The 25743-nt window shown below is 69.6% G+C and carries 27 protein-coding genes and 1 riboswitch; of the genes, 15 read left to right on the top strand and 12 right to left on the bottom strand.

The window, feature by feature from the left end; genetic code table 11:
* Nucleotides 1–46: 46 nt before the first annotated feature.
* The 5 genes from OG787_RS26640 to OG787_RS26620 all read left to right on the top strand — a co-directional run bounded on the left by OG787_RS26640 (nt 47) and on the right by OG787_RS26620 (nt 4166).
* On the top strand, nt 47–1015 hold the full coding sequence (locus OG787_RS26640; RefSeq protein WP_405536607.1) for a MurR/RpiR family transcriptional regulator: 969 nt from the start codon (nt 47–49) through the stop codon (nt 1013–1015).
* Between the two features lie 61 nt (nt 1016–1076).
* Nucleotides 1077–2024 carry an N-acetylmuramic acid 6-phosphate etherase gene (gene murQ / locus OG787_RS26635; RefSeq protein ID WP_369037179.1) on the top strand — a complete coding sequence of 316 codons (948 nt, stop codon included), beginning with the start codon at nt 1077–1079 and terminating at the stop codon, nt 2022–2024.
* A gap of 60 nt (nt 2025–2084) precedes the next feature.
* Entirely contained in the window at nt 2085–2618 is a 534-nt protein-coding gene (locus OG787_RS26630) for a GNAT family N-acetyltransferase (RefSeq protein WP_369037180.1), read from the top strand.
* 94 nt (nt 2619–2712) lie between these two features.
* Nucleotides 2713–3306, top strand: coding sequence for a hypothetical protein (locus tag OG787_RS26625; protein ID WP_369037181.1), 594 nt, complete (start codon nt 2713–2715; stop codon nt 3304–3306).
* Nucleotides 3303–4166, top strand: a complete 864-nt coding sequence (locus OG787_RS26620) for an aldo/keto reductase (protein WP_369037182.1) — start codon at nt 3303–3305, stop codon at nt 4164–4166. Before OG787_RS26625 ends, OG787_RS26620 begins: the two co-directional genes overlap by 4 nt.
* A gap of 39 nt (nt 4167–4205) precedes the next feature.
* On the opposite strand, the gene OG787_RS26615 is transcribed toward OG787_RS26620, so the two are convergent.
* Nucleotides 4206–6461, bottom strand: coding sequence for an MMPL family transporter (locus OG787_RS26615; RefSeq protein ID WP_405536605.1), 2256 nt, complete (start codon nt 6459–6461; stop codon nt 4206–4208).
* 113 nt (nt 6462–6574) lie between these two features.
* Here OG787_RS26615 and OG787_RS26610 point away from each other — a divergent pair, with 113 nt between their 5' ends.
* The 3 genes from OG787_RS26610 to OG787_RS26600 all read left to right on the top strand — a co-directional run bounded on the left by OG787_RS26610 (nt 6575) and on the right by OG787_RS26600 (nt 8407).
* Nucleotides 6575–7312, top strand: a complete 738-nt coding sequence (locus OG787_RS26610) for a TetR/AcrR family transcriptional regulator (protein ID WP_405536603.1) — start codon at nt 6575–6577, stop codon at nt 7310–7312.
* A 76-nt stretch (nt 7313–7388) separates the two neighbouring features.
* Nucleotides 7389–7964, top strand: coding sequence for a dihydrofolate reductase family protein (locus tag OG787_RS26605; protein WP_405536602.1), 576 nt, complete (start codon nt 7389–7391; stop codon nt 7962–7964).
* A gap of 152 nt (nt 7965–8116) precedes the next feature.
* A complete protein-coding gene (locus OG787_RS26600; protein WP_405540593.1) occupies nt 8117–8407 on the top strand; it encodes a DUF6355 family natural product biosynthesis protein in 291 nt (96 codons plus the stop codon).
* 45 nt (nt 8408–8452) lie between these two features.
* Here the strand turns inward: OG787_RS26600 and OG787_RS26595 are convergent, their stop codons facing one another.
* Complete coding sequence (locus OG787_RS26595) at nt 8453–8656, bottom strand: hypothetical protein (RefSeq protein WP_405540828.1); 204 nt, start codon at nt 8654–8656, stop codon at nt 8453–8455.
* The gene (locus OG787_RS26590) at nt 8653–8865 is read right to left on the bottom strand and encodes a hypothetical protein (protein ID WP_405536600.1); all 213 of its coding nucleotides are present in this window, start codon (nt 8863–8865) and stop codon (nt 8653–8655) included. The genes OG787_RS26595 and OG787_RS26590 overlap by 4 nt, the downstream gene beginning before the upstream one ends.
* 120 nt (nt 8866–8985) lie before the next feature.
* On the opposite strand from OG787_RS26590, the gene OG787_RS26585 reads away from it, so the two are divergent.
* The 4 genes from OG787_RS26585 (at nt 8986) to OG787_RS26570 (ending at nt 11969) form a co-directional block, all read left to right on the top strand.
* A complete protein-coding gene (locus tag OG787_RS26585) occupies nt 8986–9828 on the top strand; it encodes a Scr1 family TA system antitoxin-like transcriptional regulator (protein ID WP_405536598.1) in 843 nt (280 codons plus the stop codon).
* Entirely contained in the window at nt 9809–10132 is a 324-nt protein-coding gene (locus OG787_RS26580) for a DUF397 domain-containing protein (RefSeq protein ID WP_405536596.1), read from the top strand. The genes OG787_RS26585 and OG787_RS26580 overlap by 20 nt, the downstream gene beginning before the upstream one ends.
* Before the next feature lie 278 nt (nt 10133–10410).
* Nucleotides 10411–11229 (top strand): hypothetical protein, encoded by an 819-nt coding sequence (locus tag OG787_RS26575; protein ID WP_405536594.1) that lies wholly within the window; start codon nt 10411–10413, stop codon nt 11227–11229.
* A 59-nt stretch (nt 11230–11288) separates the two neighbouring features.
* Complete coding sequence (locus OG787_RS26570) at nt 11289–11969, top strand: Uma2 family endonuclease (protein WP_405536592.1); 681 nt, start codon at nt 11289–11291, stop codon at nt 11967–11969.
* A 29-nt stretch (nt 11970–11998) separates the two neighbouring features.
* On the opposite strand, the gene OG787_RS26565 is transcribed toward OG787_RS26570, so the two are convergent.
* Entirely contained in the window at nt 11999–12862 is an 864-nt protein-coding gene (locus tag OG787_RS26565) for an NAD(P)H-binding protein (protein WP_405536590.1), read from the bottom strand.
* Nucleotides 12863–12997: 135 nt separating this feature from the next.
* On the opposite strand from OG787_RS26565, the gene OG787_RS26560 reads away from it, so the two are divergent.
* The gene (locus OG787_RS26560; RefSeq protein ID WP_369037192.1) at nt 12998–13684 is read left to right on the top strand and encodes a TetR/AcrR family transcriptional regulator; all 687 of its coding nucleotides are present in this window, start codon (nt 12998–13000) and stop codon (nt 13682–13684) included.
* Nucleotides 13685–13756: 72 nt separating this feature from the next.
* On the opposite strand, the gene OG787_RS26555 is transcribed toward OG787_RS26560, so the two are convergent.
* From OG787_RS26555 to thrC, 7 genes are all read right to left on the bottom strand, one after another.
* Nucleotides 13757–15259 (bottom strand): subtype B tannase, encoded by a 1503-nt coding sequence (locus OG787_RS26555; RefSeq protein WP_405536588.1) that lies wholly within the window; start codon nt 15257–15259, stop codon nt 13757–13759.
* 223 nt (nt 15260–15482) lie between these two features.
* Nucleotides 15483–16616, bottom strand: coding sequence for an NADH:flavin oxidoreductase (locus OG787_RS26550; protein WP_405536587.1), 1134 nt, complete (start codon nt 16614–16616; stop codon nt 15483–15485).
* A gap of 165 nt (nt 16617–16781) precedes the next feature.
* Nucleotides 16782–17363: a hypothetical protein gene (locus tag OG787_RS26545; RefSeq protein ID WP_405536586.1), complete on the bottom strand. Its 582-nt coding sequence runs from the start codon at nt 17361–17363 to the stop codon at nt 16782–16784.
* Between the two features lie 318 nt (nt 17364–17681).
* Nucleotides 17682–19310: a chaperonin GroEL gene (gene groL / locus OG787_RS26540; RefSeq protein ID WP_369037196.1), complete on the bottom strand. Its 1629-nt coding sequence runs from the start codon at nt 19308–19310 to the stop codon at nt 17682–17684.
* Nucleotides 19311–19643: 333 nt separating this feature from the next.
* Entirely contained in the window at nt 19644–19850 is a 207-nt protein-coding gene (locus OG787_RS26535) for a cold-shock protein (RefSeq protein ID WP_019057200.1), read from the bottom strand.
* Between the two features lie 462 nt (nt 19851–20312).
* Nucleotides 20313–20588 carry a MoaD/ThiS family protein gene (locus OG787_RS26530; protein WP_369037197.1) on the bottom strand — a complete coding sequence of 92 codons (276 nt, stop codon included), beginning with the start codon at nt 20586–20588 and terminating at the stop codon, nt 20313–20315.
* 96 nt (nt 20589–20684) lie between these two features.
* Complete coding sequence (gene thrC, locus OG787_RS26525) at nt 20685–21983, bottom strand: threonine synthase (RefSeq protein ID WP_405536584.1); 1299 nt, start codon at nt 21981–21983, stop codon at nt 20685–20687.
* A gap of 18 nt (nt 21984–22001) precedes the next feature.
* Nucleotides 22002–22148: riboswitch (SAM riboswitch) on the bottom strand.
* Nucleotides 22149–22308: 160 nt separating this feature from the next.
* Between thrC and OG787_RS26520 the strand changes: the two genes are divergently transcribed.
* The gene (locus OG787_RS26520) at nt 22309–23253 is read left to right on the top strand and encodes a glucosyl-3-phosphoglycerate synthase (RefSeq protein WP_369037199.1); all 945 of its coding nucleotides are present in this window, start codon (nt 22309–22311) and stop codon (nt 23251–23253) included.
* Nucleotides 23254–23354: 101 nt separating this feature from the next.
* The gene (locus tag OG787_RS26515; protein WP_369037200.1) at nt 23355–24767 is read left to right on the top strand and encodes a trehalose-6-phosphate synthase; all 1413 of its coding nucleotides are present in this window, start codon (nt 23355–23357) and stop codon (nt 24765–24767) included.
* Here the strand turns inward: OG787_RS26515 and otsB are convergent.
* Entirely contained in the window at nt 24754–25581 is an 828-nt protein-coding gene (otsB, locus tag OG787_RS26510) for a trehalose-phosphatase (RefSeq protein ID WP_369037201.1), read from the bottom strand. The genes OG787_RS26515 and otsB overlap by 14 nt on opposite strands.
* Between the last annotated feature and the right edge of the window lie 162 nt (nt 25582–25743).

The following is a 25743-nucleotide window of genomic DNA, read 5'->3' as shown; positions in this document are numbered from 1 at the left end:
TGCGCACTCTTGACCGTACGTCCGAATGGAAAATATCTTTCATCATGTGACCCAAGACGTGAAGGAAATTTTCGGATCAGCGGCCGCCGTGCCCGGTGGACTCGGTGTCACCCCACCCGCGCCCGCCGCCCTCGCCGCCAAGGTGCGGACGCTGGCGCCCTCGATGACCCGCTCCATGCAGCGTGTCGCCGAGGCGGTCGCCGCCGATCCGGCCGGCTGCGCGGCCCTCACGGTCACCGGCCTCGCCGAACTGACCGGCACGAGCGAGGCGACGGTCGTCCGTACGGCGCGGCTGCTCGGCTACCCCGGGTACCGCGATCTGCGCCTCGCGCTCGCCGGGCTCGCCGCCCAGCAGCAGTCGGGGCGCTCCCCCGCCGTGACCGCCGACATCGCCGTCGACGACCCGCTCGCCGACGTGGTGGCGAAACTGGCGTACGACGAGCAGCAGACCCTCGTCGACACGGCCGCCGGGCTCGATGTCGTCCAGCTGTCGGCCGCCGTCAGCGCGCTCGCCGCCGCCCGTCGCATCGACATCTACGGCGTCGGTGCCTCCGGTCTGGTCGCCCAGGACCTCACCCAGAAGCTGCTGCGCATAGGGCTGATAGCGCACGCCCACAGCGACCCGCATCTCGCCGTCACCAACGCCGTGCAGCTGCGCGCGAAGGACGTCGCCATCGCGATCACGCACTCGGGGTCCACGGGTGATGTGATCGAGCCACTCAGGGTCGCGTTCGAACGGGGGGCCACCACCGTCGCGATCACCGGACGCCCCGACGGCCCGGTCACCCAATACGCCGACCACATCCTGACCACCTCCACGGCCCGCGAGAGCGAGCTGCGCCCGGCGGCCATGTCGTCCCGTACCAGCCAGCTCCTCGTCGTGGACTGCCTGTTCATAGGCGTGGCGCAGAAGACGTACGAGACCGCCGCGCCCGCCCTCTCCGCCTCCTACGAGGCCCTGGCCCACCGCCACACCCCCCGCAGCAGCAACAGCAGCACGACATCTCGCCGATAGCGCCGAAAGACCGTTGGACCGAAAGACCGTTGGACCGTTAGATCGGAAAGAGCAGCACGCCATGACCTCCACCGCTGACGCCTCCTCCAACAACCGCGCCCTGAAAGAGGAGTTGGAGTCGCTGACGACCGAGGCGTTCCGCCCGGAGCTGGCCGACATCGACCAGCTGCCCACCCTCGACATCGCCCGGCTGATGAACGCCGAGGACACCACCGTCCCGGCCGCCGTCGCCGAACGGATCCCGGAGATCGCCGCCGCGATCGACGCCGTGGCGGCCCGTATGGCACGCGGCGGACGGCTGGTCTACGCGGGCGCGGGGACGCCCGGCCGGCTCGGTGTGCTGGACGCGTCCGAGTGCCCGCCCACCTTCAACACCGACCCCGCGCAGGTCACGGGCGTGATCGCGGGCGGCCCCGAGGCCATGGTCACCTCGGTCGAGGGCGCCGAGGACTCCAAGGAGCTGGCCGCCGCAGACCTCGACGCGCTCGGTGTCACCGCCCTGGACACGGTGGTCGGCGTCTCGGCGTCGGGCCGTACGCCGTACGCGATCGGTGCCGTCGAACACGCCCGCGCGCAGGGCGCGTTGACGATCGGGCTGTCCTGCAACGCGCACAGCGCGCTCGCGTCCGCCGCCGACCACGGCATCGAGATCGTCGTAGGACCCGAGTTGCTCACCGGGTCCACCCGCCTCAAGGCGGGCACGGCACAGAAACTCGTCCTCAACATGCTGTCGACGATCACGATGATCCGGCTCGGCAAGACGTACGGGAATCTGATGGTCGACGTACGGGCGTCGAACGAGAAGCTGCGGGCCCGTTCGCGGCGGATCGTCGCCCTGGCGACCGGGGCGGGCGACGAGGAGATCGAGGCGGCGCTCGCGGCGACGGACGGGGAGACGAAGAACGCGATCCTCGTCGTGCTGGGCGGGGTGGACGGCCCGACGGCGGCCCGGCTCCTCGCGGAGAACGACGGCCATCTGCGGGCGGCCCTGTCAGCAGCACCCCGCTGAGGTACGACTGAGGTACCACTGAGGTACTGAGGGGCTCGGCCGTCGGGCAGGATGGGCGCCATGACCGAGATCCACACCCCCCGCCTCCTCCTCCGCCGCTGGACCGACGACGACCTCGTGCCCCTGTCGGAGATCCACGCGGACTCCCAGGTGATGCGCTGGATCGACGACGGCTCGGTGCGCGACCTGGAGTACACGGCCGAGGCGATCGAGCGGTGGGAGGAGGAGTGGGACGAGGAGGGCTTCGGCATCTTCGCCGTCGAACTGCTCGCCTCGGGCGAACTGGCGGGCGCGGTCGGCCTGTCCGTGCCCGAGTTCCTGCCGGAGGTCGCGTCCGACGTGGCGATCGGCTGGCTGCTCGGCTCGCAGTTCTGGGGCCAGGGGTACGCCTCCGAGGCCGCCCACGCGACCCTGGAGTTCGCGCTCCAGGACCGGGGTCTCGACCGGGTGATCAGCATCAGCAGGGCGGGCGACGACGCCTCCGAGAACGTCATCCGCAAGCTGGGCCTGACGGAGGAACGGCAGACGACACACCCTGTGTACGGTCATCAGCTGATCGTCCACGCGATCGACCTGACGGAGTTCGAGGCGTAGGCCCGCCTCCGTAGGCATACCCGCGCTCGCGCCCGCGTTGTCAGTGGCGTGTGCGACGGTTGGGAGTACCCGGTACACCGAAGGGACGACCACCGTGAACCACGCCCAGCTGACCGCCCTCGGGCGAGCCCTGCGCGTCCTCGGCGAGCACGGGGACGCGCTCGGCTCCGACACCCCCGACGCGAAACTTCAGGAGGTCAAGGCCGACCTGAAGCGGGCCCTGGCGATCCTGGAGGACACGGTGTCCGGGTCGGCGCCCACGACCCGCTGCGGCGAGCATCCGAACGGCCCGGTGGACGAGAGCGCGGTCGACCTGTGCCTGCTCTGCGAGACGCGCCGCCGCAGCGCCCGCCGCAGCCGGCAGAACGGCGACTACGGGCAGCACCACCGTCCCACGGACCCGGAATCGGCGACTCCCGAACGCACGATGTCCCGTTACGGCGTCCGCGCCGACCGCCCCCAGCCCCAGCAGCGCTGGCTCCCCGAGGTCTGGACGGGCCAGGTCTGGCAGCTCTGCGGCACCCCACGCCGCGACCGCCTGGAGGCCGAGCGCTACCTCTCCGCCGAACGCCGGGGCGCCCGCCCGGGCATCGCCTACCGCCTGGTCCACGAGTTCACCGACTACGAGGTGCTGCGAATCTGGGGTACACCGGTGAAGGTGGACATCGAGCCGATGGGCAACCTGTGAGCACGTTCAGCACGTTCCGAATCGGCGGAGGCCAAAGGGGCAGGGCCCTGGAGGTCGGCAGGCTCGGCTTCGGCGCCATGCATCTGCCCGCCGAACCGGCCGCCGACCGCGCGAACGCCCTCGCGGTGGCCCGGCGGGCGGTCGAACTGGGCGTCACCCTCATCGACACGGCCCACCTCTACGGCGGAGGGGCCAACGAGGAGCTGCTCGCCGAGGCCCTGCACCCCTACCCTGACGACCTGCTGATCACCACGAAGGTCGGCTTCACCCGCTCCCAGCCCTCCGGCGAGTGGCGCAACGACGGCCGCCCGGACAGCCTCCGTACGCAGGTGGACGAGGCCCTGCGCCGGCTGCGCGTCGAACGCCTCGAACTCCTCCAGCTCCACCGTCTGGACCCGGAGGTCCCGCTCCCCGAACAGCTGGGCGCGCTGCGGGAGTTGCGGGCGGCGGGCAAGGTCGCCCGCATAGGCCTCTCGGAGGTGACGGTCGCGGAACTGGCCGACGCCCGCGAGATCGTCGACATCGCGAGCGTCCAGAACCGGTACAACCTGCTCGACCGCGAGCACGAGCCCGTGCTCAGGGCCTGCGAGGCGGCGGGGATCGCGTTCCTGCCGTGGCGCCCGGTGGCCTGGGGCTCGACGGGCGAACAGGCGACGATCGCCGCCATCGCCCACGAACTCGACGCCACCCCCACCCAGATAGCCCTGGCCTGGCTCCTCCACCACTCCCCGGCGATCCTCCCGATCCCGGGCACGGCAAGGCTCCCGCACCTGGAGGAGAACGTGGCGGCGGGCCGGGTCGAGCTGACTCCGGCGCACGTGGAGAGGCTGGACGGCCTCGCGGAGAACCCCGAGCCCTGACACCAGAGCCCGGTGGTCTCTCGCGTGCGCGGTCCGGGGTCAGACCCCCGTCGAGTTCTTCGCGTACGGAGACTCCGCCTCGGCCCCCGGCGCAGCCACTGAGGCAGCCGCCGGTCCCTCCTCGCTGAGGCCGAACCGCCCATGCACCGTCCGCAGGAACCCGGGCGCGTACCAGGCCGTGCGGCCGAGCAGGCGCATCGCCGCAGGGACAAGAACCCCCCGTACAGCCACAGCGTCGATGAGAATCGCCAGCCCACTCCCCAGGCCGAACATCTGCATGAAGCTGATCTTGGACGTGCCGAAGGCGAAGAAGCTCACGGCGAGGAGGCAGGCCGCCGCGGTGACGATACGGCCGGTGTGCCCGAGGCCGTTGGCCACGGCGGACTCGTTGTCCTCGCCCAGGTCGTGGAGTTCCTTGATGCGGCTGGTGACGAACACCTCGTAGTCCATCGACAGACCGAAGGCGATGCAGAACATCAGCACGGTCATCGACACCTCCATCGGCTGCGCCGAGAAGCCGAGCAGCGAGGAGAAGTGCCCGTCCTGGAAGATCCAGGTCATGACCCCGAGGGTCGCGCCCAGGCTGATCACGTTGAGGAGCAGGGCACGCAGGGGCTGGACCACGCTCCCCGTGAACAGGAAGAGCAGGACGAAGGTGGTGAGGGCGACCAGGGCCACGGCGATCGGGAGCCGGCCGCTGATGGAGTCCTTGGAGTCGACCAGTACGGCGTCGACACCGCCCACCAGCGGGGCTGATCCGGCGGGCGGGTCGACCGCCCGCACCTCACGGACCAGGTCCTGCGCCTCGTCCGACCGAGGCACCAGGTCGCTCACCACGCTGATCCGTTGGGCACCGGGCCGCCCGAGGGCGGAGGCGGCGGAGGCGGCAGACTGCTGCCCACCCGCATAAGTACCGGCACTGCTCTCGACCCGCACGACACCCTCAAGTCCGGACAGTTCGGCCGCGTACGCGCTCAACGGAGCCTGCGCGACCGGCCCGTCGATGACGACATGAAGGGCCGACTCGTCGTTGCCGTTGAAGTTCTCGCGCAGGGCCACGGAGACCTGGCGGCTCTCAGCGACCGTCGGCAGGACGCGTTCGTCCGGGGTGCCGAAGGTGATGCCCAGCAGCGGGCTCGCCGCGACCAGCAGGACCGCGAGCACGGGCAGCGCGGTGAGCGCGGGCCGCCGCATGACGGTACGGGCCAGCCGTCCCCACATGGAAGTACGGGACGTACAAGCAGTGGCCCGCTTCGCCTTCAACCACGGCAGCCGCCCGCTGTTCACCCGGTGCCCCAGGACCACGAACAGCGCCGGCATCACGAACAGCGTGCCGACGGCCGCGACGGCGACGACGCCGACTCCGGCGTAGCCGAACGAGCGGAGGAAGTACTGCGGGAACACCAGGAGCGCGGCGAGCGCGGCGGCGACGGTCGCGGCGGAGAACGCGACCGTACGGCCCGCCGTGTGCACCGTCCGACGTACGGCATCGTCCACGCTCGCCCCCGTCGCGAGCTGCTCGCGGAACCGGCTGATCATCAGCAGGGCGTAGTCGATGCCCAGGCCGAGGCCCAGCGCCGTGGTGAGGTTGGTCGCCGAGACGGAGACGTCGGTGACGCTCCCGAGGAGCGAGAGCTGGGCGAACGAGCCCAGGATGGCGATGACCGCGATGACGAGCGGCAGCAGGGCCGCGACCACACTGCCGAAGACGAACAGGAGCAGTACGAGGGTCAGCGGCACGGCGATGGCCTCGGCGAGGACGAGATCGTCGACCACCTGCTTCGACATGTCACCGCCGACGGCGGCGCCGCCCCCGGCCCGGACGGTGAGCGCGTCCTCGTACGTCCCCGTGTAGGCGTCGATGAGGGCGCGGGCGTTCTCCTGCTGCTCGGTCTCGTCGCCCTTCACATGGGCGAGCACGATGGCCTCGCGGCCGTCCCGGGAGCGGAGATCAGCGATGCCGGTGTCCGTGTCCCAGTACGAGACGACGTTCGCGAGGCTCTTCTCCGCCCGCAGGTCGGCCACCAGTTCCCGGCCGCTCCGCGTGGCGGCCGAGGCATCGACACGCCCGTCCGAGGCCCGGACCAGCAGAACCAGGTTCGTCTCGCCGCCGAACTTCTCGTCGATGACCTGCGCGGCCCGGGTGGACTGCGAGGCCGGGTCGTCGAAGCCGCCCCCGAGCAGTTTGCCGAACGCGCCGGCGCCCAGGACACCCATGAGGGCCGTGGCCACGACGGCGACGACGAGGACCAGCCGGGACCGGCGGATCGCCAGCTCGGCTATGCGGTCGAACATGACCGTTCTCCTTTGACAGGAAGGGAGTTGAGAGCGAGGGAAAGGAGTTGACTGGCGCGCCACAGACGAAGTTAGCGGGAGGCAAAAAGATTTGGCAGTGTTAGATTTTCTTCATGCCCACACACAACCCAACGGCTTCTCCCTCCCTGCGGGAGCGGCGCCGGGCGGCAGCAGCCCGGGAGATCCTGGACGCCGCCGAGGTCCACCTCGCCGAGCACGGGCCGCACGCCCTGTCCCTGCGCGCGGTCGCCCGGAGCCTGGGCATGACCGTGCAGGCGCTCTACCACTACTTCCCGAACCGGGACGCCCTGGTCACGGCACTGATCACCAAGGCGTACGACGACCTGGCCGACGCCGTGCAGACCGCCGTGGACACCGGGGCGACCGAGCCGGACGGCACACCGCTACCGGGCACGGTGGTCGCGGCCGAGGGCTACCGCCGATGGGCCCTCGACAACCCCGAGCGGTTCCAGCTCCTCTACGGAACGCCGTTGCGGTACTACGAGGCCCCCCAGGACGGCCCGACCACCCAGGCGGTCCGCCGGATGGCCGCGACCTTCCAGCGCGAGCTGTTCGGCGGATTCACCACGGAACAGCTCGCCGCGGCCGACGTCCCCCCGCTCTCACCGGCACTCCGGGCCCATCTGGAACAGATGCCGCCGGACAGCCCGGAAACAGCCGTCCCACCCCCCGCGACCGCGCTCTTCCTCAGCGCGTGGGGACACCTCCACGGCCTGGTCATCCTCCAGGTGTTCGGCCACACCGACTTCCTCGGCGACCACGAGGCCGAGATCTTCCGCATGGCGATGCGGAACATGCTCCAGGAGACCCATGCGCGGATCCCGCGATGAGTTTCGGGACCGCGCCAGGTCTATGGAGAGGTACGGATACGAGGAGCACGCGCCCCGGACACCCCCAGGAGCTGTGATGACCACCGTGGTGATGCACAACGTCGTTTCCGTGGACGGCTTCATCGCCGACGCGGACGACCAGGTCGGCCCCCTGTTCGACTGGTACGGCAACGGCGACACGGAACTCAACGAGTACGCCAAGGTCTCGAAGGTCTCGGCCGCGTACGTCGCGCCGATGCTGGCGAGCATCGGCGCGCTGGTCGTCGGACGCCACGTCTTCGACATCACCAATGGCTGGGAGGGCAAGCCCCCGGCCGGCGACCACATCGTGGTCGTCTCGCACCGGCCCAGGCCCGACGGCTGGCATCCCGAGGCCCCGTTCCACTTCGTCGACGACGTGACGCGGGCGATCGCGAAGGCCAGGGAACTCGCCGGGGACCGCAATGTCGGCGTGGCGGCGGGCGAGGTCGGCGGCCAGGCGTTCGCGCTCGGCCTGGTGGACGAGGTGGCGATGGACGTCGTACCGGTCGTCTTCGGCGCGGGCAAGCGCTACTTCGGATCGACGGACACCCAGCACCTCCTGGACGACCCGCACACGGTGATCCAGGGCGACCGGGTACTGCACCTGCGCTACCGGGTCAGCCAGCAATGACCATGCGGCCCCGCCCGCAAACCTTGATCCACACGACCGGGTGAACCACGCACCCCGTCCGGGGAAAGTGCCGGATCGCCACGCCTTGATCGTCAATGCTGCCGATGTCCGATCCCTTCCTTTCCTTCTCCGGGAGAACGTCCTTGAAGGCCTTGAACGTCCGCCGCGTCCTCACCACCACCCTCGCCGCCATCACCCCCCTGACCAGCGCCCTCCTCCTCGCCGTCGCCGCACCGGCGGCCACCGCCGCCGCGAACCCCTGCGGGTTCTACGAGACGGGCAGCGACGCGTACTACAACCACTGCACGAGCGACGGCTCCCGCATCGTCATCGAGGTGGAGGTGTTCGGCCCGAACTACGAGAAGTGCGTGGGCCCCGGCGACACCTGGCTCGGCAGCAGCAGCAAGATCGACGGCGCGTTCTACGTCGGCCGCCTCTGCTGACCCCGACCTGAGCCGGTCGGCCCGGCCTCACCCGGGCCGACCGCTTCAGGGCAACCGCCCCTCCCGATTCACCCGCCGCACCCGCGCCCGCAACACATCCCCGGGTGCCGCCTCCTCCAACGCCTCCGGCGGACAGTCCCACTCGCGCCCACCGCCCACGGGCCGCAGCTGCACGTACCCGCCCTCGCGCCCCATGACCTCGCCGACGCGCCCGTCGCGCACATCAAGGGCGTACGACACGTCACTCACGTTTCGTCGCCACCCGAGGCCAGGCCCTCCAGCACGGCGGCCAGCCGCGTCGCCGTACGGACGTTGCAGCGCCCGAGGAGCACCAGCGCGAAGGGTTCGTCGCTCGCACCGCTCACGGGGTCGACGCCCAGCGACGGCAGGGCGACGCCGACGCCTTTCAAGGCCGCCCGCAATCGCACCACGATTTCCTCGGTCGACAGCAGCTCCATCGTGCCCGTTCCTCTCCACTCTGAGTGTTCGCGTTCTCCACACAGCGTGGCGGGCGGGTGTCTAACCTGGCCAGAGCCGGACCCCCAACAACCCCATGTGTTCAAGAGGGAGTTGCTGCCATGGCAGGACCGAAGGACCTCGACCCCTCCTCCTCACCCCGCGCCTTCCTAGGCTCCGAGCTGCGCCACGCCCGCGAGGCGGCGGGCCTGAGCCAGGAGGAACTGGGCGGACCGCTCTTCGTGAGCGGCTCGTTCATCGGCCAACTGGAGGCCGGTACACGGCGGATGATGCACGAGTACGCCGTCCAGTTCGACAGGATCCTGGACACGAAGGACTTCTTCGAGCGCAACTGTGCGGCTCTCGCCAAGTCGAAGTATCCCGACCACTTCGCCGAGGCGGCGGAGGCGGAAGCGATCGCGACGGCCATCAGGCAGTACGCCCAACTCCTCATCCCAGGGCTGCTCCAGACCAAGGCGTACGCGGAGGCGGTGTTCCGCGCGTACAAGCCACTGGCGCAGGACGCCGAGATCGACGAGGACGTGACGAACCGGCTCGACCGAGCCCGTCTCCTCGACAACCCAACAACCCCGTTGTTGTGGTCGGTTCTGGACGAGGCGGTGCTCCGGCGAGTGGTCGGCAGCCCGGCGGTGATGGCGGAGGCATTGCGGCACGTGGCCGCGCTGATCCGACGGCACCGGATCATCGTGCAGGTGCTGCCGTTCGGCGCCGGGGCGCATGCGGCGATGGACGGCCCCCTGAAAATCATGGAGTTCGAGGACGCCCCTCCGCTCTCCTTCGTCGAGGCGCCGGACATGGGGAAGCTGCTGGACGACCCGGCAACGGTCAGCCGACACACCCTGTTGTTCAACCTCCTCCAGGCCACAGCACTTTCGCCTCAAGATTCACTGGCCCTCATCGAATCGGTGGCGCACGATTACGAACATGGAGAAGAGCACGCTTGAGCACGCCCTGAGCACGGCCACCTGGCACAAGTCGTCGTACAGCGGCGGCCAGGGCGGGGATTGCCTTGAGGTCGCCCGCTGGCACAAGTCGTCGTACAGCGGCGGCGATGGCGGCAACTGCCTGGAAATGGCCCGCTGGCGCAAGTCGACGCACAGCGGCGGCAGCGGCGGCGACTGCCTGGAAGTCGCGGACGGCCACCCCACCCTCGTCCCCGTCCGCGACTCCAAGAACCCCCAAGGCCCGAAGCTCGCGTTCCGGGCGGAGCCATGGACAGCCTTCGTCGAGAATCTCAAGCACGCCTGACCTTCCGCCGCCCCGAAGCTCAAACGGCGAGCCCCGAGCCCTCTTTCTGAGGAATGGGAGGCGGGCCTCAACCCGCCCTCCCACCCCGCGTGTTGACTTGACGCGTTCGGCTTGCCACGCAGAGTCACGAGGAGCTAGCGTGCCCAAATAACGAACCCCCGCTAGGTGCTGGAACACCTGCGGGGGCCTGACCTTCGAGATCGGAAACAGGCGATCCCGTGGCTGAAGCCAACTTTAGTGCTGCCGTCCCGCCCGCGCACGCGACCCCGCCCCACCCGATGGCCAATCCGGGGTACGGCAAACGCGACGCCCCCGACCAACGCCCCCGCACGAACCACGACTTCGCGCATCTCCCGCCCCGCGAGGCAGCGGTGGCCGCGTACATCGACCGGCTGCCCAGCGGGGCCGACGTCAGCGTGAAGACGCTGGCCAAGCACCTCCCGTACGGCCAATGCGCCCTCCGCACGGCCCTCAACAACCTCCAGCGAGCAGGCCACCTGCGCCGGGGCCGCGAACACCTGACCGGCACAGGAAGCCAACTCTGGATCACCCGAACGTGGTTCACGCGCACGGCACGGGACGACGACTGGTGGGCGACGTTCACACGGGGAGACGTACCGAAGGAGTCCCCGGAGCGGCAGGGCCGCCCAATCCGCTCCCGCGCGTTCATCCTGCTCGCCGCTCTCGGCCGTAGCACCCCCGCCCTGTCCCTCCCCGAGGCGGACTGCGCGTCGCTGGCCCCGCTGGTCGCGGAGTGGTTCGAGCGAGGCGCGGACGAGGATTCCGTACGACACGCCCTGACCGCAGGCCTGCCGACCCCGGTCCACCACCCGGCCGCCCTGATCCGCAGACGCCTCACCACCAAGATGCCCCCGGAACCCACCGCCGTACGGCCGCCGCTGCGGATGCTGGAGTGCGCGAAGTGCAGGGTGCCGGGGCGGGCGGAGGTGCTGGCCGGGGGCGTGTGCGGGGAGTGCCGGGGCGAGTACGCTCCCGCTCACCGCGATGCGCCCCTGCCCGCACCGGCAATCCACGCCCGTGCTGCGGAAATCCGCGCTGCGATGGCCCATAAGCGGCAAGAAAGGACACTCGCATGACGGCTCCAACGGTCCGCCAAGGTCACTCCAGGGCACGATGTGAGGAAGGAGGCAACGCCATGACCCCTGACACCGCTGACCGCCCGCAGATGTCCGTCGAGGACTTCGAAGAACTCGTCCGCAGGGCCCCGCGAGAGCTGCGGAACCGGCTGGAGTTCCTCGGCGGGAGGCTGTGCATCCGCCACGGCCCGCTCGACGTGGACGAATTCGAGGAGCTTGCCGCCGTCGCTCCCGAAACCGTGCGGCTGGAGTACATCAACGGAAAAGTAAAGGTCAAGGCCATACCCGACGGCACCCACACGTCGATCTTCATGTGGCTGCTCCGCCAGTGCATGCAGCAGCGCCCCGACCTCGACCTCGCGCCCGAACGGGGCGTCAAAGCCGAGGCCTACCGCAAGGGCCGCGCCCGCACCGACGGTTTCCTGGCTCCCGTGGACCACTTCACGGGCCACCGCGAGTGGTCCAACCCCGACGGCGCCCTCATGGCCGTGGAAATCACCTCCCACGACAGGAACACCGACCAGCGCGACCGCATCGACAAGCCCCCCGGCTACGCGGCGGCCGACATCCCCGTGTACCTCCTCATCGACCGCGGCAACAACACCGTCACCGTGTTCAGCGACCCGAAGGACGGCCGGTACCAGCAGGCCCCGTCCTACCCCTGGGGAGCCACCGCGGCGATCCCCCACCCCGTTGGCATCACCCTGCACACCGAGCAGCTCAAGAACTATGCCGACTGACTGGCCGCCAGCACCTTGACCAGGAACGTTCACCGGGAGCGCAAGGCGGCCTCCAAGACCTCGTGGACGGTCTTCGCGGGGTGACCGATGACGGTTTCCAGGGTGGGATCGGTGGCGTTGAACTCGCCTGTGCGCGATGCCGCGAACATCGTCAAGGAGAACTCCGCAGCCGGCCGCGGCATCCCGCCGGCGACCGCCGCCGATGTCCACTCGTCGTCGTCCATGACGACCCGGGTGATGGTCCGGCCGGTGATGCGGCTGAGGATTTCGGCGACGTCGGCGAAGTCCAGTGTGTGGGGCGCTGTCAGCGGCGGCGTGATCCCGTCGAGTGCTCCGTCCTCGGTCAGGGCGAGGGCCGCGGCTTCCGCCAGGTCCTCGTGGGCCGTCCAGGACACCGGGCCGTCCTGCGGCACGGCGAGCGTGCCGGTCTCCAGCGCCGCGCCGATGTAGTGGCCCAGGGTGGAGGCGTAGAACCCGTTGCGAAGAGCGGTGTAGGGGACTCCTTGCCGCTTGAGGTGCTCCTCGGTGGCCGCGTGGACCTTCTGCGGCGGGAAGAGCGACACGGGAGAGGCGGCCTGGTGGCTGGTGTACAGGATGCGTCGGGCGCCCGCTTCCCGTGCCGCGTCGATGGCGGCCCTGTTGGCGGCCGGCGCGCCGTCGCCTCGAATGGCCGCGGAGACGACCAGGACACGCTCGGCATCCTCGAAGGCGTGCTTCAGGCTGTCGGGTTCGGTGAAGTCTCCCGCTCGGACCCGGACGCCGCGCTCGGCAAGGTCGGCGGCCTTGCCCACGTCGCGCACGCTGACGCCGATCCTGTCGGCCGGTACCCGCTTGAGCAGACGGTTGACGATCAGCGACCCGAGGTGGCCGGTGGCTCCCGTGACGATCAGCATCGGTGACTCCAGGAGGTTGTTTCCAACGGAACGGAAATAACGGTAACACTGATAGTTCCATTGGATGCATCGGCGTACACTCATCCATGGGTTGACCGAGGAAGGCTTGCCGGTATCAGCGATACCATCGTCTCCATGGCATCGACCACGCAGCGGCGGGACATCACCCGGGACCGCATCCTGAAGACCGCGGCCGACCTGCTGCGCGACCAGGGGCCGGCCGCGGTGACCACCCGCCGCGTGGCCCAGGAGGCCGGGCTACAGCCTCCCGCCCTCTACCGCTTCTTCCAGGACAAGGACGACCTGCTGAACGCCACCGCGGAGCGTCTCTTCGCCGAACATGTGGCGAGCAAGCAGACCACCGCGCCCTCGGACGACCCTGTGGAAGATCTCCGCGCCGGCTGGAACACGCAGATCAGTTTCGGCCTGGCCAACCCGTACGTCTACGGCCTGTTGCTCGACCCGGCCCGCGCACGCGACACCCCGGCACAGGCCAAGGGTGTGCTGATCCTCGCCGAGCGTGTCCACAGAATCGCCGCCGCCGGGCGGCTTCGCGTGAGCGAGGAACGCGCCGTCAACCTCATCCGCTCGGCGGGCATCGGAACCGTCCACACCCTGCTGACCCTGCCACCGGAGCAAGGCGACCCGCACCTGGCCGACGCCGCCTTCGACGCGATCGCCCGCGCCATCCTCACGGACGAGCCCGCCGTCCCCACCCAGGACCCGGCGGCCGTCGTCGCGGCCTTCCGCACCCTCCTGCCGGAACTGCCCAGCCTCAGCAAAGGCGAGGCCGCGCTTCTCGACGAGTGGCTGCGACGCTGATCCGGCCCCGCGCATCAGCAGGGCGGGCGGCCGACCGACGACGGGCCTGTCGAACCTACTGAGCCCGCTTCCTCAACTCGCCCCGGCGCCCCGCCCCTTCGAGTAACCCGACACCTCCCCGATCCACGTCACGAAGTCCCCCGGATCCTGATCCGCCCCATGCCCCGCGTCCCAGTAGTACGACGTGTCGACGTCGTCCCCCAGCTGCTCCAGCCGTGCGTGCAGGTTGCCCGCGACCGTGTGGGACGTGTCCGTGTCGTTCGTGCCGAGGCGGATCCACCAGTGCTTGGAGCGCTTGTCGTTGGCTTTGTCGGCGAGGTGGTGCATCGGGTTCATCAGGGCGAGCTTCTCGGGGATGTCCGCGTCGAGGCGGGCACTGTCGCCGCTCTCGTGACGGAGGCTCCAGAGGGTGAAGTGGCGGGCCCGGGTGGTTCCCGTACCGAAGAGGTTGTTCTCGGGGCTGGCCATGTCGAAGGTGTCGAAGGAGGGCACGTTCTTCTTCCGCGCGCCCACGTGGGTGAGGAAGTCCGCCCAGGTGAAGCGGGCCCTGCCCCCGGACCAGGTGATGAACGGGTTCGCGGCCAGATAGGCCGCGCGGGCCTCGTCCGACAGGGCCGTCAGGTACTTCGTCGCCGACGGTTCCATGAACGTCCTGAGGAGGTAGTCGTCGAGGTTGCGGGCGGTGAGTCTGCCGTACCCCTTCGCCCGCAGGCCCAGCGACGCCACATGCTCGCCGGACGCCGTCCTCAGCTCGGCCGACAGCGTCTGGTCCACCTGGGCTCCGCTGCCCAGCGGATTCGTCCCCCAGCACCACTCGTACGCCATGTCCGCGTGTTCGAGGTCCGTGATCGGACACCACGCCCCGGTCCCGAAGATCGCGTCGCTCGCGTCGGCCGCCCCGATCGCCTCCAGGTACGGCTCGTACAGCGGGCTGTCCCCGGACGCGCCCAGCAGTGACGACAACGCCCCGCCCGCGCTGACACCCGACGAGAAGATCCGGTGCACGTTCCCGGGCACCCGGCCCTTGTTGGACTTCAAGTACCGTACGGCGGCCTTGAGATCGACGATCGCGGCCGGCGCGACACCGTAGTAGACGCCCGTCGTCGCGTCGACGAGGGTACGGCCCCGCGCACCCGGTTCCACGACCACGTACCCGGCGGCCAGCGCGAGCGCCTGGCGGGTGGTGGTGCCGCCCATTCCGGTGGCGGTGATCCCGGTCCTGGCCGACACCGAGGACGGCATGTAGCCGCCGACGGCGTTGGCGAGGAGGATCGGAGCCCCGCTCGCGTCGACCGCCGCGCCGTCTATCCGCACCGGCTCGCAGACGTTCAGGGACTGGTAGGTCGCGTCGACGGGGTTCGCCACGTAGGAGGCGACCTTGTAGAAGCGGTAGACCACCTCGTGGGCGGTACCGGTGGTGTCGGTGACGGTGACCGTCTGCTCGGTGTGGGCGGCCGGGTCGAAGACCAGGGACGCGGCTGCCACGGACGCGGCACGGGCACTGGAAGCGAATCCGACCGTGGGGATCGCGGCGGCCGCAGCGGTGACTCCCATGACCACTGACCTGCGCTTCATCGCTGTCTCCTGTCTTCGCGGCTCGTTCGGACGCCGCACAGTTCAACAGCCGTTTCTTAAGGTTTTCTGTGTGTCTCCGGTGAAGGGGGAGGCGGGTGGCCGACAAGCGGCCAGCAAAGCGAACCAATCGCCCACAAAATTGTCAGCAATTTTGGCGGAATCTTGCGGACGGTATCGGACCGTCTCCGCGGGCGATCGGTTCACCCTGCCGGGCGGGCCTGGTTCAGCTCAGCGAACCCAGCGCCGCCGCGTCGTACGCCTTCAGCTCACCGGTCCTGCCCTCCAGCACCTTCGCCGCCCACTCCGGGTCCTGGAGCAGCGCGCGGCCGACCGCGACCAGGTCGAACTCCTCGTCCTCCAGGCGGTCCAGGAGGTCGTCGATGCTCTTGAGCGGCGCACCCTCGCCCGCGAAGCCCCGCATGAAGTCGCCGTCGAGGCCGACCGAGCCGACGGTGACGGTCGGCCTGCCGGTGAGCTTCTTCGTCCAGCCGGCCAGGTTGAGGTCGGAGCCGTCGAACTCCGGGAGCCAGTAACGGCGCGTGGAGGCGTGGAAGGCGTCGACACCGGCCGCCGCGAGCGGGGTCAGGATCGACTCCAGCTCCTCGGGGGTCCCGGCGATGCGGGCGTCGTAGAGGGCGCCCTTCCACTGGGAGTACCGGAAGATGATCGGGAAGCCCGCGGACACGGCCTCGCGTACGGCGGCCACGATCTCCGCCGCGAACTTCGTACGGGCGACCGGGTCACCCCCGTACGCGTCCGTGCGGCGGTTGGTGCCGGCCCACAGGAACTGGTCGATCAGATAGCCGTGGGCGCCGTGCAGTTCGACCCCGTCGAAGCCGATGCGCTCGGCGGCCACCGCGGCCTCGACGAACGCGTCGATGACGTCGTCCAGGTCGTCCTGCGTCATCGCCTTGCCGCCGGTACCGGGGGTGCCGTCAAGGCGCAGCCCGGACGGGCCGACGGGCGGGGCGTCGGCGTACGGGGGCTGCCCGGCCTCCCTGGTCATGCCGATGTGCCACAGCTGCGGCACGATCTTCCCGCCCGCCGCGTGCACGGCCTCGGCGACCTTCGCCCACCCCGCGAGCTGTTCCTCGCCGTGGAAACGGGGGATGCTGTCGCTCTGCCCGGCGGAGTCGTGCCCGACGTACGTCCCCTCGGTGACGATCAGGCCGACTCCCGCACCGGCCCGACGCGAGTAGTACGAGGCCACGTCGTCGCCGGGCACACCCCCGGGCGAGAAGCTGCGCGTCATCGGCGCCATCACGATCCGGTTGGACACGGTCAGACCGTTGATCGCGAGGGGCCGGGAGAGGATCCGGGCCGCGCGGGAGGTGTGGGTGGAGGCGGGGGCTGTCACGTGGGGACTCCTCGGGGAGGGGACAGGAAACGAGCGGAGGTGCGGTCGACGCACATGGCTGCGCCTTGTGCATGCATGTGCATCAACTACCGCTGAGCGTCCGCTCATTCCGGCGCCCGGGCACGACTCACTGTGATCCGGGCCACTGCGCGGGTGGGACCGAGGTCAGTCCGCCGACTGCTCCCACACCTCCACGGCCGCCGCCACGGTGCCCGCCGGGGCCGACGTGGCCGTGATGTAGAGGAGAACGACGCGCTCCTCGTCGGTGACGAGACAGAGGTTGTCGTCCGCCGCCACCGGTACGCGGTCCGGGGTCGGCCTGGTCGCCCAGAACAGGTCGACACAGTCCTCCGGCGAGGAGACCGTCGAGCCGGGCACCGCTTTCGCCAGCGACTGGGCCCGCCCGACCCCGACGTACACCTGGCCTTCGGCCACGCCCGCCAGCGCGTCACCGGCGCTGCCCGGCCGGGGCGGGGCCCGGTCGAGGTCGAGCGGGGACTCGTCCAGCGTCACGTCACCCGAGAAGAAGGGCACCCAGGTCACGGGGACCGGGTCCTGGGGAGAAGGCGGTTCACCGCTGGGCCGGGGGGACGCGTCCACGGTGTCGCGGCCGGTCCCCTCCACGGTCGGCAGAGCCGTCACCCCGGCTCCCCCGGCTCCCCCGGCCCCATCGCCCGCCGTCGGCCGCACCGGCGAAGCGGTCACGGCCGGGCCGCCGCCCGGGTCCGGCGGGGCGCCCGCGGACATGCCCCCACCCGGCCCCTGCACCGTGAGGAAGAGAAAGACCAGCCCCGCCAGCCCCACTCCCCCACCCACGAACGCCGTATGAACCCCCCGCCCCTTGAGCGGCGCCCGCTCCGGCAGCGACGTCTCGGGCGCGGGCTCGGGAGGCGGCCCCGGTTGGCCGGGACCCCCGGGTCCCCCTCCGTACCGACTGCCGCGTCTTCCGCCAGTTCCCCCGAACAGCACCCGTCAATGGTCCCGCAAACGCCCGAGGGCGGCACCCTCCTTGTAAGGAGAAGGGTGCCGCCCTCGGAACGAAGGACGGTGATCGACCGGGGTCGATCAGAAGTCCATGTCACCGCCCGGCATGCCGCCACCGGCGCCGGCGCCGGCCGCGGCCTTCTCCGGCTTGTCGGCGATGACGGCCTCGGTGGTGAGGAAGAGCGCGGCGATGGACGCCGCGTTCTGAAGCGCGGAGCGCGTCACCTTCGCCGGGTCGATGATGCCCTCGGCGATCATGTCGACGTACTCACCGGTCGCGGCGTTGAGGCCGTGACCGACGGGAAGGTTGCGCACCTTCTCGACGATGACGCCACCCTCGAGGCCACCGTTGACGGCGATCTGCTTGAGCGGGGCCTCCAGGGCGAGCCGCACGGCGTTCGCGCCGGTCGCCTCGTCACCCGTCAGCTCCAGCTTCTCGAAGACCGAGGAGGCCTGGAGCAGGGCCACGCCACCACCGGCGACGATGCCCTCCTCGACGGCCGCCTTCGCGTTGCGAACGGCGTCCTCGATGCGGTGCTTGCGCTCCTTGAGCTCGACCTCGGTCGCGGCACCGGCCTTGATGACGGCCACGCCGCCCGCGAGCTTCGCCAGGCGCTCCTGGAGCTTCTCGCGGTCGTAGTCCGAGTCGCTGTTCTCGATCTCGGCGCGGATCTGGTTGACCCGGCCGGCGACCTGGTCGGCGGAGCCGCCGCCGTCGACGATCGTCGTCTCGTCCTTGGTGATGACGACCTTGCGCGCCCGGCCCAGGAGGTCCAGGGAGGTGTTCTCGAGCTTGAGACCGACCTCCTCGGAGATGACCTCGCCACCCGTGAGGATCGCGATGTCGTTCAGCATCGCCTTGCGGCGGTCGCCGAAGCCCGGGGCCTTGACCGCGACGGACTTGAAGGTCCCGCGGATCTTGTTGACGACCAGGGTCGAGAGGGCCTCGCCCTCCACGTCCTCGGCGATGATCAGCAGCGGCTTGCCCGACTGCATGACCTTCTCCAGGAGCGGGAGCAGGTCCTTGACCGAGGAGATCTTGGAGTTGGCGATGAGGATGTAGGGGTCCTCGAGCGACGCCTCCATGCGCTCCATGTCGGTCGCGAAGTACGCCGAGATGTAGCCCTTGTCGAAGCGCATGCCCTCGGTGAGCTCAAGCTCAAGACCGAAGGTCTGCGACTCCTCGACGGTGATGACGCCTTCCTTGCCGACCTTGTCCATCGCCTCGGCGATCAGCTCGCCGATCTGCGTGTCGGCCGCGGAGATGGAGGCGGTCGAAGCGATCTGCTCCTTGGTCTCGACCTCCTTGGCCTGGTCGAGCAGTGCACCGGAGACGGCCTCGACGGCCTTCTCGATGCCGCGCTTCAGGGCCATCGGGTTCGCACCCGCGGCCACGTTGCGCAGGCCTTCCCTGACCAGCGCCTGGGCCAGGACGGTCGCGGTCGTCGTGCCGTCGCCGGCTACGTCGTCCGTCTTCTTCGCGACTTCCTTGACCAGCTCGGCGCCGATCTTCTCGTACGGGTCCTCAAGCTCGATCTCCTTGGCGATGGAAACACCATCGTTGGTGATCGTGGGGGCGCCCCACTTCTTCTCGAGGACGACGTTGCGGCCCTTGGGGCCAAGGGTGACCTTGACGGCGTCGGCGAGCTGGTTCATCCCGCGCTCGAGACCGCGCCGTGCCTCCTCGTCGAACGCGATGATCTTGGCCATGTGAAGTGGTCCTCCCGGACTGGGGTGGATTGCTCCGGACCGCGTTGGCGCCCGCGACGGACGGCCAGCCTGCCCCGATGGTTCCTTGCACCACCTGGCCTGCGGGCCTCACCGACCCGGTCCTTCGTTATCACTCTCACCTTCAGAGTGCTAACGCCAATGATTAGCACTCGCCCCTGTCGAGTGCAAGCGGCTCTCGAAGATCCGCAGGTGAACACGGGGACGCCCAGGCACGCCGAAGGGCTCGTACCCCGTGAGGTCCCACGGGGTACGAGCCCTTCGAATCCTTCGATGAAGGAAGAAGAACGTCGCTGCGGTGCGCCGGCGCGTGCTTCAGCTGGTCGCCAGACGGACCATGTCCGCCTGCGGCCCCTTCTGGCCCTGCGAGATCTCGAAATCGACCCGCTGACCTTCCTCGAGGGTGCGGTAGCCGTCCATCTGAATCGCGCTGTAGTGGACGAAAACATCCGCACCACCGTCGACCGCGATGAAGCCGTACCCCTTCTCCGCGTTGAACCACTTGACGGTGCCCTGAGCCATGCCTAACTCCCCTATTACTGGCCCTTGCACGGATCCGCACTTCGCGGATCCGGGTCAGACCTCACCCCCCCAACCGGTGGGAGTGTGCGCCGGAACGCGTCGACCGCGGCCGAATGTATCTGTCCAACTGCCCTCTGCAACAGGTCAATCGGACGAGAAATCCGGGCACACCAGGTCATGGAATATGCGGAGAATTCACGCGAATTCAGGGCAAGTCGGGCCCCACAAAGGGAGCAAAAAACGCAAAAGGCCTGCACACTTTGGCTACTTCTCAATGGGTGCGCGGCAGGAATTCATACTCGTGCGGCAGGCGAAGTGGTGCGGCTTCCCCAACTGTACCCCGCTCAACCATACAGAATTGCCCCCTCCGCTTCTCTCACGGAGGGGGCAATTCGATGAACTCTCGGTAATCAAAGTTACCGACGGTTACTACTGGTGGGTATCGAACCCTTGATCAGCCGATCAGCCTCCGGCGACCGCCGGGATGATCGACACACCCGCACCGTCCGGCGTCGCCGTCTCCAGCCCCTGCTCGAACCGGACGTCGTCGTCATTGACGTACACGTTGACGAACCGCCGCAGCTTGCCCTGGTCGTCGAGCACCCGGGCGGCGATCCCCGTGTGGTTCTTCTCCAGATCAGCGATCACCTCGGCAAGGGTCCCGCCCTCGGCGGTCACCTCGGCCTGCCCACCGGTGTAGGTACGCAGGATGGTGGGGATGCGGACTTTGACGCTCACGATGGAACCTCCGGTCAGGTGGAGCGCCCCGAAGGGGCGCGGGGAACTGCGCGACCAGCCCCCACAGGCCCGCAGACGAACAACGACCTCTACCTCTTAGGAAGCAAGCCCAGCTTCCCGGAACGACTCAAGACTGGGCCGAATCGTCGCAGTGAGCCCGGTGTCGGCCACAGCGTCCAACGTCTTGAGCCCGTCACCGGTGTTGAGCACGACGGTCGTGAGGGTCGGGTCCAGCAACCCATTCTCGATCAGCTTCTTCGCCACACCCACAGTCACCCCACCGGCGGTCTCCGCAAAGATCCCCTCGGTCCGCGCAAGCAGCCGAATCGCGTCGACGACCTGCTCGTCGTTGACGTCCTCGACAGCCCCACCCGTCCGCCGCGCGATATCCAGCACGTACGGCCCGTCCGCGGGATTCCCGATCGCCAGCGACTTCGCGATCGTGTTCGGCTTCTGCGGCAGTACGACGTCGTGCCCGGCCTTGTACGCCACGGACACCGGCGAGCACCCCTCCGCCTGCGCACCGAAGATCTTGTACGGCCTGTCCTCGACGAGCCCGAGCTTGATCAGCTCCTGGAGCCCCTTGTCGATCTTCGTGAGCTGCGACCCGGAGGCGATCGGGATCACCAGCTGGTCGGGCAGCCGCCAGCCGAGCTGCTCGCAGATCTCGTACGCCAGGGTCTTGCTGCCCTCCGCGTAGTACGGGCGCAGGTTGACGTTGACGAAGCCCCAGCCCTCGCCGGCCGGGTCCCCGATCAGCTCGGAGCAGAAGCGGTTCACGTCGTCGTAGTTGCCCTCGATGCCGACCAGCTCACCGCCGTACACCGCGGCCATGACGACCTTGCCCTGCTCCAGGTCGTGCGGGATGAACACGCAGGAGCGGAAGCCGGCGCGGGCGGCGGCGGCGCCGACGGCACCGGCCAGGTTGCCCGTGGAGGAGCAGGAGAGGGTGGTGAAGCCGAAGACCCGGGCGGCCTCGATGGCCTGGGCGACGACCCGGTCCTTGAAGGAGTGCGTCGGGTTGCCGGAGTCGTCCTTCACGAACAGCTTGCCGGCGTCGACGCCCAGCTCGCGGGCCAGGTTGTCGGCCTGGACGAGCTTGGTCCAGCCGGGGTTGATGTTGGGCTTGGTCGCCACGTCCGCGGGGACGGGCAGCAGCGGCGCGTAGCGCCAGATGTTCGCGGGTCCCGCTTCGATACGCTTGCGGAGTTCCTCGGTGTCGTACGAGGAGAAGTCGTAGGCGATCTCCAGCGGGCCGAAACACTCCTCGCAGGCGAAGACCGGGCCGAGCGGGACGCGGTGACCGCACTCACGGCAGGAAAGCGCGGTGGCGGGACCGAGGTCTACGGAGTCGTTGCTGGTCGTCGTGGTGCTCTCGACAGTTTGCGCAGCCATGGAGGCGGAGGCCCTTTCTCCTCATCTTCCTCATGGCGCATCTCGCCATGAGACGGATTTGGCACCTTCCCGAGCCGGCAGCCTCGCGCATGACATGCGACAAGACCGGCTGGAGGGTTGCCGGGGCTTCATCGGGCCGTATCCCTCTGCCCCTCTGGATGAGCGGTATGAAGTTGTGAGGTTGTGAACACCGACGACCTCGGACATGCGATGGTCATCCGCGTTGTTCAAGACTGTAACCGAAGGCTTGGATGGTGGTGGGAGCCGTCCGAACCGCGAGATGCGAATCACGCGCTTCCCATGAGAACGCAAGGGAGAGCCGCACGTGCTGGAGAACGTCGAGCGCTGGCTGAGCACGCGCTCCTGGTCCGTTGGTGACCGCCCGCTCAAGAAGCTGATCGCCGCGAAGCGTTCCTCGAACGCCACGGTGAGTGTCGTCCTGCCCGCGCTCAACGAAGAGGCGACGGTCGGTGAGATCGTCGCCGTCATCCGCCGCGACCTGATGCTGAAGGTCCCCCTCGTCGACGAGATCGTCGTCATCGACTCGGGCTCGACCGACCGCACCTCCGAGGTGGCCGCCGCCGCGGGCGCCCGGGTCGTCCACCGCGACGACATCCTGCCGCGCATCCCGGCGGTACCGGGCAAGGGCGAGGTGCTGTGGCGCTCGCTCCTGGTCACCAGCGGGGACATCGTCTGCTTCATCGACGCCGACCTGAAGGAGTTCTCGTCGGACTTCGTCTCCGGGATCGTGGGCCCGCTGCTCACCGACCCCGGCGTCGACCTCGTCAAGGCGATGTACGACCGCCCGCTGGGCCAGGCAGCAGGCCAGGGCGGACGCGTCACCGAACTGATGGCCCGCCCCCTCCTGAACATGCACTGGCCGCAGCTGGCCGGTTTCGTCCAGCCGCTCGGCGGTGAGTACGCGGCCCGCCGCTCGCTCCTCGAACAGCTCCCGTTCCCCGTCGGGTACGGCGTGGAGCTGGGCATGCTGATCGACGCCCTCCACCTGGTCGGCCTCGACGCGCTGGCCCAGGTCGACGTGGGCGTGCGCAAGCACCGCCACCAGGACGGTCAGGCCCTGGGCCGGATGTCCGCCGCGATCTACCGCACCGCCCAGCTCCGCCTGGCCCGAGGCCACCTCATCCGTCCCGCGATCACCCAGTTCGAACGCGGGGAGGACGGTTTCGAGCCACGTACGTACTCGGTGGACACGGAGGAACGCCCGCCGATGGCGGACATCGCGGAGTACGCGCGGAGGAAGGTCGCGTAAGGCCGGTGCAGGGCCACCGGAAGGCTCGCGGCGGGCTTGTATACGGCTGAGGCGTACGTGTGTACGTTTGATTGTTTCCGGGCCGGGCTAGGTTGAGGCGTATGGCTTCAACGCAGGGTGCACAGGACAGTCCGGGCGACTACCGGGTACTGGTCGCGTCCAACCGCGGCCCGGTCACGTACGAGGTCCGCGAGGACGGCTCGCTGCACGCCCGGCGCGGCGGTGGCGGGCTGGTCTCCGGCCTGTCGGCGATCGGCCCGGACGCGGATGCCCTGTGGGTCTGCTCGGCCCTCGGCGACGGCGACCGCGAGGCGGTACGGCGCGGCGAGGGCGAGCCGGGCGTGCGCATGCTCGCGATCCCGGCCGACGTCCACGCGGACGCGTACAACGGCATCGCCAACTCGGTGCTCTGGTTCGTGAACCACATGCTGTACCAGACCCCGCTGGAGCCGGTCTTCGACGCGGAGTTCCGGCGCCAGTGGGCGTCGTACGAGGCCTACAACCGCGCGTTCGCGGAGGCACTGGCGAAGGAGGCGGCCGAGGGCGCGTCGGTGGTGGTCCAGGACTACCACCTGTGCCTGGTCCCCGGGATGCTGCGCGCCCTCCGCCCGGACCTCCGCATCGGCCACTTCTCGCACACGCCGTGGGCACCGGCGGACTACTTCCGGATGCTGCCGTACGACATCTCCGCACAGCTCCTGCGCGGCATGCTCGGCGCGGACCGCCTGGGCTTCCTCACCCAACGCTGGGCGGAAGCGTTCACGGCCTGCTGCACTGACCTGGTAGGCGGCCTCGGCGACACCCTGATCGGGGTGCACGGCCTGGGCGCGGACGCGGATTTCCTGCGCAGGCGTGCACACGAGCCGGACGTGGCGGACCGGATGGCGGCGCTGCGCGAGGAGATCGGCGGGAGCGACCGGAAGACCATCGTCCGGGTCGACCGCACCGAGCTGTCGAAGAACATCGTGCGGGGCCTGCTGGCGTACCGACAGCTGCTGGAGGACCGCCCGGAGTGGCGCGAACGGGTCGTCCACGTGGCGTTCGCGTACCCCTCCCGCCAGGACCTGGCGGTCTACCGCGACTACACGGCGGAGGTGCAGAGGGTCGCGGACGACATCAACGCGACGTACGGCACCCCGACCTGGACCCCGGTCGTCCTCCACGTGAAGGACGACTTCGCCCGCTCCCTGGCGGCCTACCGCCTGGCCGACGTGGCCCTGGTCAACCCCATCCGCGACGGCATGAACCTCGTCGCCAAGGAGATCCCGGTGGTCTCCGACGAGGGGTGCGCGCTGGTGCTGTCGCGGGAGGCGGGGGCGTACGAGGAACTGGGCGAGGACGCGATCGTCGTGAACCCGTACGACGTGGTCGAGACGGCCCGGGCTCTGGAGGAGGCGCTGAACATGGGGTCGGGGGAACGGGCGGAACGCACGAAACGCCTGGCAGCGGCGGCGACGGCACTGCCGCCGGCCCAGTGGTTCCTGGACCAGCTGAACGCGCTCAACGGCGAGTGAGGGTCTGCCCGAGGGTGTGGAGCAGCTGTACGACACCGGCGGGCCCGTCGACGACGAGGTCGGCGCGCTCGACCAGTTCCGTGACCTCCTCGGTGCTGTTGCCGCTGCACACCAGTAGCCCCGGGATGCCGTTCTGGCGGAGCTTCTCCACCGCCGCGAACGCCGGGAGGTCGCCGAGGTCGTCGCCGGCGTAGAGGACCGAGGTGGCGCCGGTCTCGCGGACGTACTCCTGGAGGGCGACGCCCTTGTCCATGCCGGGTGGGCGCAGTTCCAGTACGAGGCGGCCGGGTTCGACGATGAGGCCGTGGCGGGTGGCGAGGTCGGCGAGGGGTTCGCGCAGGGCCTCGAAGGCGGCCTGCGGGTCCGCTGCACGCCGGGTGTGGACGGCGACGGCCCGCCCCTTCTCCTCGACCCAGGTGCCCTGCGAGGCGCCGTGGCGTTCGAGGAACCCGGGGAGTTCGGCGCGGACGGCGGCGACGCCGGGGTGGGGGGCGGGGGCGGTGACCTTGCCGGTGGCGGCGTCCCAGCGTTCCGTGCCGTAGTGGCCGAGGACCGTGAGGTGTTCGAGGCCGCCGAGTCGGACGGCGACGGCGGCGGGGCGGCCGGTGAGGACGGCGACGGCGGCGATGTGGGGGGCGAGGGTGGAGAGGGCGTCGAGTGTTCGGGGGTGGGCGCGGGCCTGCTCGGGGTCGGCGACGATCGGAGCGAGGGTCCCGTCGAAGTCGAGGACGACGACGGCGCCGGTGGGACGCCGGAGAATGGCGTCCAGCCCCTCACGACCGGCCTGCGTCACGGGCGTAGGCAGCGAGTCCATGGCCCGACCCTATCTTTCTCGCCCCCGCCGCCCCTACCCGTTCCCATCCCTGGGGGCTGCGCCCCCAGACCCCCCTCGTCCTCAAACGCCGGACGGGCTAAAAGATCAAGCCCCGGCCGGAGTTGGTATTTCAGCCCGTCCGGCGTTTGAGGACAAAGGGGG

Origin of the sequence: Streptomyces sp. NBC_00075 (assembly GCF_045041225.1) — a bacterium.
GTDB lineage: Bacteria > Actinomycetota > Actinomycetes > Streptomycetales > Streptomycetaceae > Streptomyces > Streptomyces adonidis.
Note: the sequence above shows the minus strand (reverse complement) of the source record. Positions and strands in the feature narration are given on the sequence as shown.